General features: G+C 70.3%; 16 protein-coding genes and 1 tRNA gene. 7 read left to right on the forward strand and 10 right to left on the reverse strand.

The annotated features are described in order from the left end of the window. The coding region (locus G3I71_RS28495; RefSeq protein ID WP_164318817.1) for a DUF2510 domain-containing protein at positions 1–702 on the reverse strand (702 nt) is incomplete at its 3' end. Between the two features lie 277 nt (positions 703–979). On the opposite strand from G3I71_RS28495, the gene G3I71_RS28500 reads away from it, so the two are divergent. After that, the gene (locus tag G3I71_RS28500) at positions 980–1,474 is read left to right on the forward strand and encodes an SsgA family sporulation/cell division regulator (RefSeq protein ID WP_203731654.1); all 495 of its coding nucleotides are present in this window, start codon (positions 980–982) and stop codon (positions 1,472–1,474) included. 38 nt (positions 1,475–1,512) lie between these two features. Here the strand turns inward: G3I71_RS28500 and G3I71_RS28505 are convergent, their stop codons facing one another. Then, positions 1,513–2,919, reverse strand: coding sequence for an FAD-linked oxidase C-terminal domain-containing protein (locus tag G3I71_RS28505; RefSeq protein ID WP_164318819.1), 1,407 nt, complete (start codon positions 2,917–2,919; stop codon positions 1,513–1,515). A 92-nt stretch (positions 2,920–3,011) separates the two neighbouring features. Between G3I71_RS28505 and G3I71_RS28510 the strand changes: the two genes are divergently transcribed. After that, complete coding sequence (locus tag G3I71_RS28510; protein ID WP_164318821.1) at positions 3,012–4,424, forward strand: tetratricopeptide repeat protein; 1,413 nt, start codon at positions 3,012–3,014, stop codon at positions 4,422–4,424. Positions 4,425–4,441: 17 nt separating this feature from the next. On the opposite strand, the gene hppD is transcribed toward G3I71_RS28510, so the two are convergent. Next, entirely contained in the window at positions 4,442–5,587 is a 1,146-nt protein-coding gene (gene hppD / locus G3I71_RS28515) for a 4-hydroxyphenylpyruvate dioxygenase (protein WP_164318823.1), read from the reverse strand. 127 nt (positions 5,588–5,714) lie between these two features. On the opposite strand from hppD, the gene G3I71_RS28520 reads away from it, so the two are divergent. The 3 genes from G3I71_RS28520 (at position 5,715) to G3I71_RS28530 (ending at position 7,078) form a co-directional block, all read left to right on the forward strand. After that, positions 5,715–6,191 carry an Lrp/AsnC family transcriptional regulator gene (locus tag G3I71_RS28520; RefSeq protein ID WP_164318825.1) on the forward strand — a complete coding sequence of 159 codons (477 nt, stop codon included), beginning with the start codon at positions 5,715–5,717 and terminating at the stop codon, positions 6,189–6,191. A gap of 90 nt (positions 6,192–6,281) precedes the next feature. After that, a complete protein-coding gene (locus G3I71_RS28525; protein ID WP_164318827.1) occupies positions 6,282–6,875 on the forward strand; it encodes a transcriptional regulator in 594 nt (197 codons plus the stop codon). 14 nt (positions 6,876–6,889) lie between these two features. Continuing rightward, positions 6,890–7,078 (forward strand): hypothetical protein, encoded by a 189-nt coding sequence (locus tag G3I71_RS28530; protein WP_164318829.1) that lies wholly within the window; start codon positions 6,890–6,892, stop codon positions 7,076–7,078. On the opposite strand, the gene G3I71_RS28535 is transcribed toward G3I71_RS28530, so the two are convergent. Beyond that, positions 7,075–8,142, reverse strand: coding sequence for a LacI family DNA-binding transcriptional regulator (locus G3I71_RS28535; protein ID WP_164318831.1), 1,068 nt, complete (start codon positions 8,140–8,142; stop codon positions 7,075–7,077). The genes G3I71_RS28530 and G3I71_RS28535 overlap by 4 nt on opposite strands. A 239-nt stretch (positions 8,143–8,381) precedes the next feature. On the opposite strand from G3I71_RS28535, the gene G3I71_RS28540 reads away from it, so the two are divergent. Next, complete coding sequence (locus G3I71_RS28540; RefSeq protein WP_239149409.1) at positions 8,382–10,199, forward strand: RICIN domain-containing protein; 1,818 nt, start codon at positions 8,382–8,384, stop codon at positions 10,197–10,199. A gap of 55 nt (positions 10,200–10,254) precedes the next feature. Here the strand turns inward: G3I71_RS28540 and G3I71_RS28545 are convergent, their stop codons facing one another. The 6 genes from G3I71_RS28545 to G3I71_RS28570 all read right to left on the reverse strand — a co-directional run bounded on the left by G3I71_RS28545 (position 10,255) and on the right by G3I71_RS28570 (position 16,185). Continuing rightward, on the reverse strand, positions 10,255–11,046 hold the full coding sequence (locus G3I71_RS28545; protein ID WP_164318833.1) for a S16 family serine protease: 792 nt from the start codon (positions 11,044–11,046) through the stop codon (positions 10,255–10,257). A gap of 122 nt (positions 11,047–11,168) precedes the next feature. Next, the gene (locus tag G3I71_RS28550; RefSeq protein ID WP_164318835.1) at positions 11,169–11,810 is read right to left on the reverse strand and encodes a helix-turn-helix domain-containing protein; all 642 of its coding nucleotides are present in this window, start codon (positions 11,808–11,810) and stop codon (positions 11,169–11,171) included. A gap of 327 nt (positions 11,811–12,137) precedes the next feature. Then, on the reverse strand, positions 12,138–13,943 hold the full coding sequence (locus G3I71_RS28555; RefSeq protein WP_164318836.1) for a DEAD/DEAH box helicase: 1,806 nt from the start codon (positions 13,941–13,943) through the stop codon (positions 12,138–12,140). Positions 13,944–14,091: 148 nt separating this feature from the next. Then, a complete protein-coding gene (locus tag G3I71_RS28560) occupies positions 14,092–14,481 on the reverse strand; it encodes a type II toxin-antitoxin system death-on-curing family toxin (protein ID WP_164318838.1) in 390 nt (129 codons plus the stop codon). Continuing rightward, positions 14,478–14,678 (reverse strand): CopG family transcriptional regulator, encoded by a 201-nt coding sequence (locus G3I71_RS28565; RefSeq protein ID WP_164318840.1) that lies wholly within the window; start codon positions 14,676–14,678, stop codon positions 14,478–14,480. The genes G3I71_RS28560 and G3I71_RS28565 overlap by 4 nt, the downstream gene beginning before the upstream one ends. Positions 14,679–14,718: 40 nt before the next feature. Next, a complete protein-coding gene (locus G3I71_RS28570) occupies positions 14,719–16,185 on the reverse strand; it encodes an MFS transporter (protein WP_164318842.1) in 1,467 nt (488 codons plus the stop codon). Positions 16,186–16,443: 258 nt separating this feature from the next. On the opposite strand from G3I71_RS28570, the gene G3I71_RS28575 reads away from it, so the two are divergent. Next, positions 16,444–16,515 (forward strand) — tRNA-Cys (locus tag G3I71_RS28575). Positions 16,516–16,517: the final 2 nt, after the last annotated feature.

Genomic DNA, 16,517 nt, shown 5'->3' on the forward strand with positions numbered 1-16,517 from the left:
GGGTTCGGGTGCGGGTGCGGGTGCCGTGACCGGGCCCTGTGCGCCCTCCGGCGAGCTCGTGCTCCCCGGCTGCGCGCCGCCCGCCCCGCCTTCGCGCCCCGTGCGCGGGGAGAGCGCACGGAAGGTCATGGTGCCCTCGGAGGGCACGGGGCCACGGGTGCCGGGGACGCCTCCCTCGGCGCCGGTGGCGGCCGGTCCCGGGGTGGGCCTGCGGAACACGAACGTGCCCGACTCGGGCACGTCACCGGCGTCCGGCTCCATCGGCGGGATCGTCGCCGAACCGTCCGTACGGGCCGACCGCCCGTCCGGCTGGACCTGAGGCTCGTTCACCGCCCTGGGGTCGGCGGCCGGTGCCGGGAAGCCCCAGGAGACATGGCGGTCCCGGTCGCCGCCGAACCCGGACTGATGGGAGCGGTCGGCGCCCCACGCGGACGCCGGTTCGGGCCGGCTGCCGTGCTGGGCCTCGGCCGGGGTCGCCCGGCGCGGCTCGGCGCCCGGCGAGCGCGGGTCGTCGTCGAAGAAGTGCGGCCCGGTCTCCTCGACCCGCGCCGCGGCGGGCGCACCGTCGGACTGCGCCGGGCGGCTGGTGCCCGGCACCCAGGCGGTGCCGTTCCAGAACCGGACATATCCAGGAATGGACGGGTCCGGGTAAAACCCTTCGCGGGGCCTGTCGTCACCGGGGGCCGGGGTTGGGGCGCTCATGTCCGTCGTCCCGTATCTGTCGGGGGTCATTTGGGGTGCCCCACATCTATCAGACCGGCGCACGCGCCGATGCCCGTCCCGCGCTACCTACTCCCTTCGTGACAGCTTCTGCCATCTGTCGCGACGGCTCCGACACCGTTCGCAAAAAACTTCTCCGAAAAACCTCTCGGAACCCGCGTAATGCTGACGCGTCCCCGCGCTCTCTCCTCGTACGGGCCCACCGCAGGCCCCGTACGAGACGCCCGTCGCGCTCGTCGAGAGAGAGGAAGTGCCCGCCATGAACCACGCGATGAACACCGTGGTGGAACGGGAACTGGAGCTGAAACTCATCCTGTCGCCGGAGCGGAGCATTCCGGTCCCCGCCCGCCTCACCTACCGCACCAACGACCCGTTCGCCGTCCACATCGCCTTCCACATCGGCACCGAGAACCCGGTGAACTGGACGTTCGCCCGTGAGCTCCTCGTCGAGGGGGTGTTCAGGCCGTGCGGGCACGGTGACGTCCGGGTGTGGCCGACGAAGGTCGACGGGCGCAGCGTCATCCTGATGGCGCTGAGCTCACCCGACGGAGACGCCCTGCTGGAGGCGCCCACCGCTCAGGTGTCGGCGTGGCTGGAACGCACCCTGCGGGCGGTCCCTCCGGGCTCTGAGGCAGAGCAGCTCGGTATCGACGACGGCCTCGCCGAGCTGCTCGCTCCCACTCCGGCCGATGATCTGTGGCTGCGCGACCCGTGGCCGTCGGACGAGTCGCAGGACGGGGAGGGGTACGTATGACGAGCACCCCAGGTCCGACACGTACCGCCGTCCGTCGTTCAGAAGAGTTTGCCCGGGTTCAGGAGGCCCAGCGGGTCGAAGGCCGCCTTGACCGCCCGCTGCATCTCCACGCCCACCGGGCCCAGTTCGCGCGCCAGCCACTCCTTCTTGAGGATGCCGACGCCGTGTTCCCCGGTGATCGTGCCGTCGAGTTCCAGGCCGAGGGCCATGATCTCGTCGAAGGACTCGCGGGCCCGGCGGGACTCGTCGGCGTCCTGGGCGTCGAAGCAGACGGTGGGGTGGGTGTTGCCGTCGCCCGCGTGGGCGCACACCCCGATGGTCAGCCGGTACTTCTCGGCGATGCGCTCGACCCCCTCCAGCAGCTCGGCGAGCCGCGACCGGGGTACGCACACGTCGTCGATCATCGTCGTGCCCTTGACCGCTTCGAGCGCGACCAGGCACAACCGCCGTGCCTGGAGGAGGAGTTCGGACTCGGCGGCATCGTCGGCGGGGACCACCTGGGTCGCCCCGGCCGCCTCGCAGAGCGCGCCTACGGCGGCCAGGTCGGCGGCGGGGTCGTGGGTGTCGAAGGCGCAGAGGAGGAGTGCCTCGGTCGTCTCCGGGAGGCCCATGTTCGCCAGGTCGTTGACGGCCTTGACGGTCGTGCGGTCCATCAGTTCGAGGAGGGACGGCACATGACCGCCCTCCATGATCCGGCACACGGCGTCACAGGCAGCGGCGGCCGACGCGAACTCGGCGGCCAGCACCAGCTGCCCGGGCGGCTGTGGCTTGAGGGCCAGTACCGCCCGTACGACGATGCCGAGCGAGCCCTCGGAGCCCACGAACAGGCGGGTGAGGTCGTACCCGGCGACACCCTTCGCGGTCCGCCGCCCGGTGGACATGAGCCGGCCGTCGGCGAGGACGACGTCCAGCCCGAGTACGTACTCGGCGGTCACCCCGTACTTCACGCAGCACAGCCCGCCCGACGCGGTGCCGATGTTGCCGCCGATCGTGCACATCTCCCAGCTGGAGGGGTCCGGTGGGTAGTACAGGCCGTGCTCGTTGACCGCGCGGGAGAGCGTCGCGTTGATGACGCCGGGCTCGACGACGGCGATGCGGTCGACCGGGTTGATCTCCAGGATCCGGTCCATCTTCACCAGCGACAGCACGATGCAGCCCTCGGACGCGTTGGCCGCGCCCGACAGCCCGGTGCGGGCACCCTGCGGGACCACCGGCAGCCGCAGCTCGGTGGCGACGCGCATGACGTGCTGGACCTGTTCGACGGTGCGCGGCAGGACCACGACGGCCGGGGTGCCCGCCTCGCAGAAGCTCGCCATGTCGTTCGCGTAGGCGGCGGTGACGTCCGGATCGGTGAGCACGGCCTCGGCCGGCAGCTCCGCGAGCAGCCGGTCCGTGAGGTTGCCCTGGGCTTCGTCGGGTGCGGCTTGGATACGGCTCATGATCACAGCGTCGCACCCGGGGCCATCGGTGTGAACCCCGTCCGTGAGGTGCTTTCGGTACGGGAATCCGGTCGTCGTATTGACGCACAGTGAGCGCCATGGAGATGGAGAGAGTCCGCGTTCGTGTCCTCCCCCGCCCGTTGATCGCCGCACTCGCGGGGTGTGCGGTACTCGGCGGCGCGTTGATGCTGCTGCCCCCTGACCGGCCTGCCCCGGCGTCCGCACCGGCGCCGGGTCCGGCGGCCCGGGCGGAGCTGGCGGTGGCCGGCGGGGTGTCCGCCGCGCTGCCCGACCTGAGGGTGTTCATCGGCGACCGTGAGGCGTACGTAGGTACCCATGCGCGTGACGGGCAGGCCTGGGCGCAGCTCGGCTCGGCCTATGTGGAGCGCGGGCGGCGGACGGCGGACGCCGCTGACTTCCCGAGGGCGGAACGGGCGCTGCGTACGTCGCTGAAGGTGCGCCCGGCGGCCGGTGGCCGGAACGCCGAGGGGCTCGTGGGCATGGCCGCGCTGGCGAACGCGCGCCGTGACTTCCCGGCGGCCCGGACGTGGGGCGAGGCGGCGCTGCGGCAGGCGCCGAAGCGCTGGACGTCGTACCCGGCGCTGCTCGACGCGTACTCGGGCCTCGGCGACTACAGGGCGGTCCGGCGGATGCTGGAGCGGCTGCAGGGGCTGCGTTCCGGGACTGCGGTGCCTGCGGTGACGGCGCGGGCGGCGGGCGTGTACCGGGACCGGGGGTGGCGCGAGGACGCGCAGGCGGCGCTCTCGGACGCGGCGGCGCGGGCCGCGACCCCGGCCGAGGAGGCCGAATGGCAGTACAGGGCGGGCGAGTTGGCGTGGGAGCGGGGCGAACCGGCCGACGCGCTGAGGCACTTCGAGGCGGCCCTGCGGCTCGACCCCGGGTTGTCGTCAGCGCGGGCGGGCGAGGGGCGGGCGCTGGCCGCGCTGGGCCGTACGCGGGAGGCGGCGATCGCGTACCGGGCGGCCCTCGCCAAGCAGCCGTCGCCTCACTACGCGCTGGAGCTGGGCGAGTTGTACGACTCCCTGGGCCGGCCGGCGGAGGCGCAGGCGCAGTACGCCGCGCTGCGGGCCCGAGTCGCGAAGGAGCAACTCGGCGGTGTCGACGGCGAGTTGCTGCTCGGGCGGTTCGAGGCGGACCACGGGGACGCGGGGTCGGCCGTACGGCGGCTGCGGGCGGAGTGGGCGCGCCAGCCGGGGCTCGATGTCGCGGACGCGCTGGGCTGGGCGATGCACCGGGCGGGCAGGAGCGAGGAGGCGCTCGCCTGGGCGAAGCGGACGACCGACAAGGAGCACGGCGCCGAGGTGCGCAGCGCCCTGTACGTGTACCACCGGGGCATGATCGAGCGGGAGTCGGGGCTGACAGGCCCCGCGCGTCGGCATCTGGAGGAGGCGCTGCGGATCAACCCGTACTTCTCGCCGGTGGGTGGGCCTGCGGCGAAGGAGGCGTTGGCAGCGCTGGGCGAGCCCGTGGCGTCGGGATCGCCCAACTGACCGCAGACGCACACCGGTTACAGGTTGCCGCGCTTGTCCTGCTCACGCTCGATCGCCTCGAAGAGGGCCTTGAAGTTGCCCTTGCCGAAGCCCATAGAGCCGTGCCGTTCGATGATCTCGAAGAAGACGGTCGGGCGGTCCTGGACCGGCTTGGTGAAGATCTGGAGCAGGTAGCCGTCCTCGTCGCGGTCGACGAGGATCTTCAGCTCGCGGAGGGTCTCGACGGGGACGCGGGTGTCGCCGGCCCACTCCCCCAGGGTGTCGTAGTACGAGTCGGGCGTGTCGAGGAACTGGACTCCGGCCGCCCGCATGGTCCGTACGGTCTCGACGATGTCGCCCGAGTTGAGGGCGATGTGCTGGACGCCCGCGCCGCCGTAGAAGTCGAGGTACTCGTCGATCTGGGACTTCTTCTTGGCGATGGCCGGCTCGTTGATCGGGAACTTGACCTTCAGCGTCCCGTCGGCGACGACCTTCGACATCAGCGCGCTGTACTCGGTGGCGATGTCGTCGCCCACGAACTCCTTCATGTTCGTGAAGCCCATGACCTTGTTGTAGAAGCCGACCCATTCGTCCATGTGGCCGAGTTCGACGTTGCCCACGCAGTGGTCGATCGCCTGGAAGGTGCGCCGGGCGGGCGGTTCGACGATCGGCGAGGCGGCGGCGAACCCCGGGAGGTACGGGCCGTCGTACCCCGTGCGCTCGACGAGGGTGTGGCGTGTCTGGCCGTACGTGGCGATCACGGCGAGGACGACCGAGCCGTGGTCGTCCTTCAGCTCGTACGGCTCGGCCAGCGAGCGGGCGCCGTGCTCGACGGCGTACGTGTACGCGGCGCGGGCGTCCGGGACCTCGATGGCGAGGTCGACGACGCCGTCGCCGTGTTCGGCCACATGTGCGGCCAGGAAGTGGCCCCAGGTGGTGGCGGGCTTGACGACGGAGGTGAACACGAACCGGGCGGAGCCGTTCTCCAGGACGTACGACGCCGTCTCGCGGCTGCCCGTCTCCGGTCCGGAGTAGGCGACGAGCCGCATGCCGAAGGCCGTGGAGTAGTAGTGCGCCGCCTGTTTGGCGTTGCCCACGGCGAAGACGACCGCGTCCATTCCCTTGACCGGGAAGGGGTCTGCCTGCCGGGCGGTGTCGGGAGTGTGGTGTGTGGTCTGCGTCATGGCCGCAGCCTGGTCCCGCCACGGCAAGATGCGCAACAGTTTGCGCTGGAGCTGGACATTCTGCTCAGCTGTAGGCGCGTACATACGGGCTTTCTGTACAGGATGACCATCCCATCTGGGGGCTGCTGTGACGATCGACGAGCTGGACGGGCGGATCATCGTGCTGCTCGCGCGGGAGCCGCGGATCGGCGTACTGGAGATGTCCCGGCGGCTCGGAGTGGCGCGCGGGACGGCACAGGCGCGTCTCGACCGACTTCAGTCGAACGGCGTCATCCGGGGGTTCGGGCCGGAGGTGGACCCGGCGGCCCTCGGCTACCCGGTCACCGCCTTCGCGACACTCCAGATCCGGCAGGGCCAAGGGCCGGACGTACGGGCCCACTTGGCGTCCGTACCGGAGGTGCTGGAGCTGCACACGACCACCGGCAGCGGGGACATGCTGTGCCGGCTCGTGGCCCGCTCGAACGCCGATCTCCAGCGGGTGATCGACCGGGTCGTCGGTTTTGACGGCATCGACCGGGCCGCCACGGCGATCGTCATGGAGAACCCCGTGCCGCTGCGGATCATCCCGCTGGTGGAGCAGGCGGCCTCGGAACACGGCGACTGAACCGGGACGGGTGACGACTTCACAACTTCCAAAGAAGTGCTTGCAAAGAAACCCTTGCAAGCACTTCTTTGCAACGCTACCTTTGGACACATGCCGGAGCAGCCCGAAGAAGCGACACTCCATGTACTCGAACTCGACGCCCGCTCACTGCGTGGTCTCGCTCACCCCCTGCGGATGCAGCTCCTGACCGCGTTGCGGCACGGCGGGCCCGCCACCGCCTCCCAACTGGCCGCGAAACTCGGTGAGTCCAGCGGTGCGACCAGCTACCACCTGCGCCAGCTGGCCGCGCACGGCTTCGTCGAGGACGCGCCGGAGCACGGCAAGGGGCGGGAGCGGTGGTGGAGGTCGGTCCACGAAGGCGTGCAGTTCCACGACGCCCTGCGAAATGACCCCGACCCGGCTGTCCGTGGCGCCGCCGACCTGTTCATGCACGAGGTCGCGAACACACACACCCGGGAGCTCTCGACCTGGCTCGGCAACCAGAACGACTGGTCCGACGCCTGGAAGCGTTCCTCGGACCTGAGTGACTTCACGCTACGACTGACACCCGAGCACGCCCTCGAACTGATCCAGCGCATGCACGAACTCGTCGACAGTTACCGCGCCCAGGCCCCGGCCGAGGGCACCCCGGACGCCGAGACGGTACGCGTCCACACCCACGTCTTCCCGACCCACACGACCTGAGAGGCCGCCTCCCGATGAACCCCGACACCCACCTCGCCCTTCACCGCCTCCGCGCGGCCGATCTCCACGCCGAGGCCGACGCCCAGCGCCTCGCCCTCGCCGCCAGGCGCCCCCCGCAGGGCCTGCGCACCCGCGTCGGCTGGACCCTCGTAGAGGTCGGTCTGCGGCTGGCCTCCGTACCGCCGAGGCCCCGGATCGCCTAGAACCCGCCCGGGCCCGGCAGTGAGCGTGGCCGCCCGCTGGACTCCCGTACGACCAACGGCGGGTCCACCTCGTGCAGGACGCGTTCCGTCGAGCCGGGGTTGTTGATCTCGTCGACCAGCAGGCCGATGCCCTCGGTGGCCACCGCGTCGAAGTCCTGCGCCACCGTGGTCAGCGCGGGCTGCTGGAAGCGGGCGGCCGGGATGTCGTCCATGCCTACGACGCTCACCTCGTCCGGGACCCGACGGCCCCGCTCGTGCAACGCCCTGACCAGGCCGATCGCCATGTCGTCGTTGGCCGCGAAGACCGCGGTCATCGCCTCGTCGGCCGCCAGTCGCAGGCCCGCCTCGTAACCGCTCGCGCAGGACCAGTCCCCCTCGACGGGCTCCGCCACGGGCAGGCCCGCCTCGGTGAGCGCCGACCGCCAGCCCTCCGCACGGTCGCGTGACGCCCACCACTGACCGGGCCCCGAGACATGCCGGATCTCGGTGTGCCCCAGGTCGATGAGGTGCCTGGTCGCCACATACCCACTGCGGTCCGACTTCTCCGCCGACCGGATGCGCCGCGCCGCCATCAGGCCGGGAAAGCGGCCGATGGTGAGGATCGGGACGTCCAGCCAGACTTTGACGGGGCTTCCCTCGTCGATCGCCTCCGACAGCACGATGCCGTCGACGCCCTGTTCGAGGAGGCTGTCGATGGCCTCGGCGGTGCTGTGTTCGTCGTCCTCGGTGGTGTGGGCGACGCTGACCGAGTAGCCGAGCCGGCGCGCCGAGCGCTCTATGGCGACGAGCATGGTCATGGGCCCGTAGAGGCGGGCGCCGAGGGAGATCACGCCGAGGCGTCGGCTCCGGCCCGAAGTAAGGCTGCGCGCCGCGCCGTTGGGGCGGTACCCGAGTTGCTGGGCCGCACGGAGAACACGCGTCCGGAGCTCTTCACGGACGTACGGCTCGTTGTTCATCACGCGCGACACCGTCTTCTGGGAGACGCCGGCGAGCCGCGCGACATCGCTGCTCGTCGCGGGTGGCCGCGAGACACCGTCACGACCATGGGTACCCGTACCGGCCACCGAAGCCTCTTCTCCACCAGACTGCTCGACCACACTGTCCAACCAGACTGCGCTGTCAGAAAACCGTCGGGATCAGTGTGCGGCCCGACCCTGGCGATCGTCAATGATCACCGTAATCCGCAGGAAATAGCGGGAAACAGCGGCGACACAAGTATTGACGCCGACTTGATCCGAGACGCAGACTCCGGGCCTGACTACGCAGTCAGAAGTGAACTCGGTACAGAGCGACCGGAGGGGTCATGCGGAGAAGGCAGACTAGACGAAGGCCGGCGAAGGCGCTGGGGAGTCTCGTCGCGGCAGGCGCGCTGCTGGCGGTGCCCATGGCCAGCGCGCAGGCCTACAACCCGACCGGCGGGATCCTCTACCAGCTCGGCAACGAGCCCTGTCTGAAGGGCCGGGGCAACTGCGCGGTCTACCCGAAGTCGGCGGAGCTGCCCGGCGGGCGGCTGGTCGCGTCGTTCGAGAAGTCCACCGTCGTGGCGAACTCGGGAAGCGCCGACGGGCAGACCCTCCCGGTCTACAAGAGCGACGACGCCGGAACGAGCTGGCAGCCGCTGTCGGAGGTCAAGGCTCCGGCGTACCTCTCCACGGACCCCAAGTACGCCCGGTACACGAGCAACTGGACCAACCCGTACCTCTACGTCCTTCCGCAGAAGGTCGGTTCGCTCAGCAAGGGCACCCTGCTGCTGGCCAGTGTCGTGTCGGGGGACGACTACTACTACAAAGAGCACAAGGCGGCCGACCCCAACTGGACGCCGAACAACGACGGTGACCGCAAGGACCTGGCGATCGCCCTGTACTCGAGCGTCGACGACGGCAAGAGCTGGAAGGTCGTCAACGTCATCGCGACCGCGGGCTGGCAGGGCGGGAGCGCGGGCGCGGTGGGCCAGAACATCGCCGCGGCGAACACGAACCGGCAGGTGGACCCCCTCTGGGAGCCGTACCTGATGGTCTACGACGGCAAGCTGGTCTGCTTCTACTCCGACGAGAACGACTACACCGGCTTCGACCCCGCCACCGGTGTCCCGGTCCTCGACCCCGCCAACGACACGGCGACCGACTCGCACGGCCAGATCCTCGCCCACCGGACCTGGGACGGCAGTGGCGCCACGTGGAGCGCCCCGGTCGTCGACGTCGCCGGGGCCGGCCAGGACGTGGGCGGCGGCAAGACGGAGATCGGCGGCGGACGGCCGGGCATGACCAACGTCGTCCCCACGACGGACGGCAGGTGGCTGCTCACGTTCGAGTACTGGGGCGGCGGGGCCAACACCCGGTATGTGATCGCCGACAGCCCGCTGCAGTTCTTCCGGGGGAGCCGGACCGGCATGTCCGTGGGCGCGTTGCCGGTCGTCGCCGGTTCCCGGCCTCTCTCGGGCGGCGGCAGCCCGGTCCTCATCCGGATCCCCGACGGACGTCTGGTGTACAACGCCTCGAACAGCGGCAACGTCTGGGTCAACGAGAGCGGGCGCAGCGACGGGGTGTGGACGGAGTACCAGACGACCTCCCCGGCCGGCTACAGCCGCAACCTCCAGTACGTCGACAGCACCGGACGCGTCGCGATCCTCAACAACCAGGGCACCTCCACGATCGCCTTCGCGGAGGTCGACCTCGGCAACACTTCCGGCACCTACTACCAGCTGCGGAACCGGAAGACCGGGCAGGTGATCGGCACCGGCAACAAGACCAACGACGCCAACCTCGGCAACGGGGACACGCCCGACGTGACCCTTGAGGACGCCGGAGCGGCGGCGAACCCCGACACCCAGTACTGGCACGTGGTGACCGAGCCGAACGGCGGCACGACGCTGCTGAACAGGTCCGGCGGCCGTGCGGCGTCCATCTGGACCGGCAACGCGACGGTCGGCCAGCGCATCGGCCAATGGGTCGACAACAGCGCCACCGGTAGCTGGAACCTGGTCAAGACGGCCGACGGCTTCTACAAGCTCCAGTCGGTCAAGAACACCAGCGTGTACCTGACGGGTGCGACGGCCGGAGCGCCTCTGACCTTGCAGAACGCGGCTACGGACGGCTCGCAGGACTGGAACCTGGTCAAGTGAGGTGAAGTGAGACGGGGCGGGGCAGGGGGTTTTAGTGGTGGGGGGCTGTAGCTGTCTAACAGCCCGGCACCTGCCCCCGCCCTGTCTCCAACGCCACCAACGCCTCGATCGCCCCCTTGAGCGACGTGACCGGAATCAGCCGCAACCCCTTCGGAAGCTCCGACTCCGCATCCGAGCACTCCGCCCTGGGCACCAGGAAGACGGTCGCCCCGTCCCGCCGCGCGGCCTGCGTCTTCAACGCGACGCCTCCCACCGCACCGACCGTCCCGTCCGCATCGATCGTCCCCGTACCGGCGATGGTGCGACCGCCGGTCAGGTCACCGCCCTTGCCGTCACCGTCGAGCTTGTCGACGACACCGAGGGAGAACAGGAGCCCGGCGCTGGGACCACCGACGTCGGACAGCTTCAGGCTCACCTTGATCTTGCCGGAGTCCTCGTCCAGGTACTTCAGGGCCGCCTCGGCCGCCGCGTCCTGCGACTCCTTCATCTCGGCCTCGTTGTGCTCCTGGATCTCCTTGGTGCTGTTGCCGCTCGGATAGACCGAGTCGCGCGGCATCACGGCCTGGTCGGTACGGAACCAGCCGTCGAGTACGTCGCCGAGGCTCACGTGGGTGTCCGGGCCGGTCGCCTCGATCGTCGTCATCCGCAGCTCACCGCGCGTGTCGCGGGCCGTCGCGCCGGTGATCGTGATGACCGCGTCGCCGTCGTTGTCGCCGAGCACGTTCGCCGTCATACCGGGCTGCGCGACGGCGAACGGCAGCGGCGCGAACGCGGCCGTGGCGAGCAGGGCCACGACGGGCAGGGCACAGACGGCGACGGCCCGGGGGCGCGTGAGGCGAGAGAGCACGAGGTCAATCTAACGTGGGGTCCGCTTCCGGCCCGGGGCCAGGTGCCCCTCCTCGACAGACCTCGACAGACCTCGACAGTCCTCCGTAGGGGGCTGCAGGCGGCCTGCCGATGACCGGCGGTTCAGCGCAGCGCCTCGGACACTTCCCTGGCCGCGTCCATGACCCGCGGCCCGACCCGCTCGGGCACCGCGTCGGCGAGCATCACGACCCCGACGCTCCCCTCGACGCCCGTCACGCCGATCAGCGGAGCCGCGGCCCCGCTCGCGCCGGCCTCCAGCTCCCCGTGCGTGAGGGTGTATCCGGGGTCGGTGGGGGGCTGCTGCCGGGCGGAGAGGATGGCCTTGCCGGCCGCTCCGCGCTCCAGGGGGTGACGGAAACCGGTCCGGTACGCCACGTGGTAGTCGGTCCAGGTCGGCTCGACGACGGCCACGGCGAGCGCCTCCGTCCCGTCGACCAGGGTCAGATGGGCGGTGGCGCCTATGTCCTCGGCCAGCGACCTGAGCGCGGGCAGCGCGGCCTCCCGTACGAGAGGGTGCACCTGACGCCCCAGCCGCAACACTCCCAGCCCCACCCTCGCCCGGCCGCCCAGATCGCGGCGTACGAGCGCGTGCTGTTCCAGGGTGGCCAGCAGGCGGTACACGACGGTCCGGTTCACGCCGAGCCTGGTCGACAGTTCGGTGACGGTCAGACCGTGGTCGGTGTCGGCGAGCAGTTTGAGGACGCGCAGTCCCCGGTCGAGCGTCTGGGAGGTCTCCGCGGTCACGACGCCCACTCCTTCACGTGGTGAGGTCGGCAGCTCCCTGGCGGCAGGTGCGTCGCCGGTCCCGTGGCGACGCGTGTCAGAGGCGGCCGATCGGCGGCCGCCGGGGCTCTCCCGGACACTGTCGCTTCACGACTGCGCTCCGCGGCGGCGCTGCCACGGGGCGTGTACGTTGCGGGGACAGTAGCGAAGGCGGTTCGCTCAGCGAAAGACTCCGTCCAGAATCCGGTCACTCCGCGGTACGGACTACTGCGCTTCCTCCCGATATGCACGGCGTGTACACGACCGCACACGCCCCCTCACCGGACGCGCCGGGCAGCGGTGGGGCGATCAGCGCATCCGGGTGGCCCACTCCTGCACTTTGGCGATGCGCTGTCGCAACTGTCCCGCGGTCGCCTCGGCGCTCGGAGGCCCGCCACAGGCGCGCCGCAGTTCGGTGTGGATCACGCCGTGCGGTTTGCCGGTCTGATGGACGTACGCGCCGACCATGGTGTTGAGCTGCTTCCGCAGCTCCAGCATCTCCTTGTGGGAGACCACGGGCCGCCGCTCGGCGGGCAGTTCGAGGAGGTCCGCCTCGCCGTCGGGCTTCTTACGGCTGTGCGCGATCTGCCGGGCCTGCCGCTTCTGCAGCAGCATCTGCACCTGGTCGGGCTCCAGCAGCCCCGGAATCCCGAGGTAGTCCTGCTCCTCCTCGCTCCCCGGGTGCGCCTGCATGCCGAACTCGGCGCCGTCGTACAGCACCCGGTCGAAGACGGCGTCGGACTCCAGCGCCTCGAAGGAGAACTGCTCCTGCTCGCCGGTGTCCTCGTCCTCCTCCTTGTTCGCCTCGTCCATCTCCTTCTCGGACTCGGCGTACGGGTCCTCCTCGCCCTCCTTCTTGGGCTTGTCGAGGGCGTGGTCGCGCTCGACCTCCATCTCGTTGGCGAAGGTGAGGAGGTCGGGGACGGTCGGCAGGAACACGGAGGCGGTCTCACCGCGCCGCCGGGAGCGCACGAAGCGTCCGACGGCCTGGGCGAAGAAGAGGGGCGTGGAGATGGTCGTCGCGTACACCCCGACGGCGAGCCGGGGCACGTCGACGCCCTCGGACACCATGCGGACGGCGACCATCCAGCGGGAGTCGTTGTGCGCGAACTCGTCGATGCGGTTGGAGGCGCCGGTGTCGTCGGAGAGGACGACGGTCGCCTTGGTCCCCGTGATGTCGCGGATCAGCTTGGCGTAGGCGCGGGCGGATTCCTGGTCGGTGGCGATGACGAGCGCCCCGGCGTCCGGAATGCCCTTCCGTACCTCGGTCAGCCGCCGGTCGGCGGCGCGCAGCACGCTGGGCATCCACTCGCCGCGCGGGTCCAGGGCCGTACGCCAGGCCTGCGAGATGGCGTCCTTGGTCATCGGCTCGCCGAGCCGGGCGGCGATTTCGTCCCCCGCCTTGGTCCGCCACCGCATCTGCCCGCTGTAGGAGAGGAAGATGACCGGCCGCACGACATGGTCGGCCAGCGCGTTCCCGTACCCGTAGGTGTAGTCGGCGGAGGACCGCCGAATCCCGTCGTTCCCCTCTTCGTACGCGACGAAGGGAATGGGGTTGGTGTCGGAGCGGAAGGGCGTACCGGTGAGGGCGAGCCGCCGGGTGGCGGGCTCGAAGGCCTCAAGACAGGCCTCACCCCAGGACTTGGAGTCCCCGGCGTGGTGGATCTCGTCGAGAATGACAAGCGTCTTGCGCTGCTCGACCCGGTTCCGGTGGAGCATGGGCCGCACACCGATCCCGGCGTACGTCACGGCGACGCCGTGGTACTCCTTGCTGAGCGGCCCGGCGCTGTACTCGGGGTCGAGCTTGATCCCTATCCGCGCCGCCGCCTCGGCCCACTGCTTCTTCAGATGCTCGGTGGGCGCGACCACGGTGATCTGCTGCACGACATGGTGGTGCAGCAGCCAGGAGGCGAGCGTCAGCGCGAACGTCGTCTTGCCGGCGCCGGGGGTGGCGACGGCGAGAAAGTCACGCGGCTGCTCCTTGAGATACCTCTCCATCGCCTTCTGCTGCCAGGCTCGCAGCTTGCTGGCGGTACCCCAGGGAGCGCGGCCGGGGAAGGCGGGCGAGAGGTGATGGGCGGTGCCGGGGGAAGCGCCGGCGGCGGTGGTAGTCACGGTCTCCGGGGTGGTGGGTCGGGCGGCTCTGCGACGGCCGTAACCCCAGCGACGGCTGAGGCTACGTATGACAACCGGGCCACCCTACCGGCGGCCCGGGTCTGTCAACGTGCGTACGACGCGGGGCGACCCGGGGATGGGACTCAGCTCACATCGACGGCTCGGCCAGGTTTCGGAGCACCTCGGAGATGACCTTGACCTCATCCACGCTGCCGGAGGCCACCGCGATCACCAGACGTTCGGCGGCATCGATGTCCGGCCGCAGCTGTACGTCGTTCAGCGCCAGGAAGACGACGCAGGAGGTCCACGCCGTGCGCTTGTTGCCGTCGAGGAAGGGGTGGTTGACAGCGAGCGACTGCAGGAGGGCCGCCGCCTTGTCGAACAGGTCGGTGTACGCCTCCTGCCCGAACATCGAAGCTGAAGGCCGATGCACGGCCGACTCCAGCAAACCGGCGTCGCGGACGACAACTTGCTGATCATCGACAGCGAGTCCGGCGATGTCCAGAACATCCTCGGCCGACAGATAGACGTACGTCACTTGAGGCGCTCCAGCAGTTCGGCCCACTTGGCGGTCTGCTCCTTGGCGGCCTTACGGACCAGCGCCTCGTGAGCCGTCCTGGAGAGGTAGTCGTCCACAGCCTTCAGCAATATGGCGTGCATACTCGTGCCCTCTTCCTCGGCACGCAGCTTCAGAGCTTCCGTCTGGTCGTCGCGAAGACGCAGGTTCATAGCCATACCAAAACGGTACCACTCGATGGGGTCAGACTAGTACCACTCAGGAAGAAGTGACCCGCACCCGCGTGGTCACCCAGGCCCCCACCAACGCCACCCCCGCCATCGGCAGAAACACGACGGCGAAGGCGCCCGGATGGGAGCCGCCGCCCGACGCGGCGGAGGCGTGAGCCACCGCCCCTCCGCCCAGCCCAGCGAAGGCCGCACCCCCGCCGGCCAGCAACACCACGTTGGAGAGCCCGTCGGAGATCTGCAGGGCGGCGGAGTTGGTGCCGGCCTCCTCGGGAGCGGAGAGCTGAAGCAGCAGCACGCTGGTGCTGGCGATGACCAGCCCCATCCCGAAGCATCCGAACGCCCACACCACCGCGAGGGTCCACACCGGCACCGCGTCGATCAGCACGGCGGGCGCGGCAGCGATGGAGGCGGCGACGACGACCATCCCGACCGTCATCAGCCGCTCCCGATACGGCTCCATCCGCGCCCGCGCCTGCACGGACGACCCCAGCGCCCACGTAACGCCCCCCGCCGCGAGCGAGAACCCGGCCATCGTCGGCGACAGCCCCCGCTGCGTGACGAGCATCAACGGGATGAAGGACTCGGCAGAGATGAACGCCCCCGCGGCGACCCCGCGCAACAGGACGACGGACGGCAGCCCGCGCGCGGCCCGATAGGTCCCCCGGGGAAGCAGCCCGAGCGCGGCGGGCACGAGGAGCGAGACGCCGAGGAGCCCGGGAAGGAGCGAGAACCAGCTCAGATCCTGGGCCGCGTACTGAAGCAGCCCCGCGCCGAACGAGATTCCGAGGGCAAGTCGAATACGCCGCCGATCCCCCTGCTCGTCCCGCTCCCCCGCCTTCACGGGCCCACCGGCCAGCCGCCGTATCTGAGGCAACGCAAGGGCAAGCGGAAAGACAACGAGCACGGGTATCCCGACGAACACCCACCGCCACCCGAGGTGCTCGGTTACGGCGCCGGCGGCAAGGGGCCCAACGACGGAGGGCACGACCCAACTGGCGGCGAACGCGGCCATGATCGAGGCCCGCAACCGCTCCGGATAGGCCCGCCCGACCACGACGTACAGGGAGACGATCACCAGCCCGCCCCCCAGTCCCTGCACGGCCCGCCCGGCGATGAACAGCCACATGACCCCGGCGGTCCCGGACAACAGCAAGCCGGCGGCGAAGGCGGCGATCCCGGTGGTCAGCGGCCCCAGCGGCCCCCGCCGGTCCGACCACTGCCCGGCGAGCACCATCCCGAAGAGGCTGGTCGTGAAGTACCCGGAGAACGCGAACGCGTACAACGAGACCCCGTCCAGCTCCCGCGCCGCAACAGGCATGGCCGTCCCCACGGCGGTCGCCTCGAAGGCGATCAGCAGCACGACGGAGACGATCCCGACACTGAGCGCCCGATAGGAACGCCCCAGGACCCCCTCACCAGGTACGGCAGCCAAAGGGGTGTCCGCGTCGGCGGTGTCAGCAGCGACGCCGGTGTCGCCCGGTTCCAGGGAGGTCATGAAGGCCAGCGTAAGGGTCATCCCTCGCCTTGACCCCTGTCGGAGGTAGGGGCCCGCCCGGGACCTTGGTCGTACGCCCACCGGCCGCCGACCCCGCCCTTCCCCCGCCCTGGTTCATGAACGGCGTGTGGCAGTCCCATTGCAGCGCGCCCGGTTCCCTTGATCCCCCGCGCTCCCCGCCCCTACGGTCAAGTCACGAAGTTCGGAACGGACAAGGGAACAGCCACAAAGACCGCCCCCACCCTCCGCTCCAGACCCGGCCGTGTGCCCGAGTGGTTCAGGGATTCGCCTGCAAAGCGAATTACGCGGGTTCGATTCCCGCCACGGCCTCA

This window comes from Streptomyces sp. SID12501 (genome assembly GCF_010550245.1).
Taxonomy (GTDB): Bacteria; Actinomycetota; Actinomycetes; order Streptomycetales; family Streptomycetaceae; genus Streptomyces.